Source organism: Microbacterium sp. P2_F9 (assembly GCF_056403635.1).
This window is the reverse complement of record NZ_JBFUFC010000411.1, coordinates 1-861: the sequence shown is the minus strand read 5'-3', so window position 1 is coordinate 861 and position 861 is coordinate 1. Positions and strand designations below refer to the sequence as shown.

The window sequence follows — 861 nt, the reverse complement described above, 5'->3', positions numbered from 1 at the left end:
CGCAGCGGCTGCGAAGAACGGCCACGAGAGCCTCGGCATCGCCCGCGTCGACGGCGTGCTGCTCGGCACGATCGAGCAGGTCGAGCCGATCCCCGCGATAGTGCGGATTCGCCGCGATGCGCGTCAAGGCGATAGCGCGGAGCGCGTCGGCGGCCGGCCCGACTTCCGTCGCGAGGCACTCGATCGCCTCCTCCGCGCGCGCGAGCGCCTCGTCCGCGTCTCCTGAGTCCATCAGGGCCCAGCTCAACTTCTGAAGGACTTCGGCGCGCGCCAGCCTGTCGTCGCTCGGGCAGACGTCGAGGGTCAACTGGGCGACTCGTATCGTCCGCGCCGCATCGTGTATGTCCCGCAGATCGCGCAGGATGCCGAGATACAACTGGTGTTCCGCGATGTCGACACGGGCGGCGGCGTTCGGGACCTGGGACCATAGTTCGAGCAGCCGCTCGCCGATGCGGATGGACGCCCACACCGCGTGTGCAGCCTGCGCATCACGCAAGGCGATCACGGTGGCATCGAAAGCGCCGACGATGTCGCGAGCAGCGAGCCGGTGCTCCGCGAGATTCGCGGCCAGCGATGTATTCCCGGCGGCGACTCGGCCTTGGATGGCCGTGGCGTAGGCGGTATGCAGCGCGACGCGCTGGCTCGGCAGCAGGTCCTCGTGCACCGCCTCCTGAATGAGCGCATGGCGGAAGGTGTAGCCGTCGGTCTYGGCGACGATCGTGTTGGCGGCGATTGCCTCGCGCACAGCCCGCTCGACGGCCTGCTCGTCGAAGCCCGCCACCTCGACGAGCAGATCGTGGTCGACGTGCACGCCGCCCGCGGAGAGCAGCTCGATCACCCGCCGAGTGGCCGGGGTGAGTC

General features: G+C 69.4%; 1 pseudogene. It reads right to left on the bottom strand.

Annotated features, from left to right (window positions below):
• Nucleotides 1-838: pseudogene (locus tag AC1DVT_RS20445) on the bottom strand (hypothetical protein); the annotation flags it as partial.
• Nucleotides 839-861: the final 23 nt, after the last annotated feature.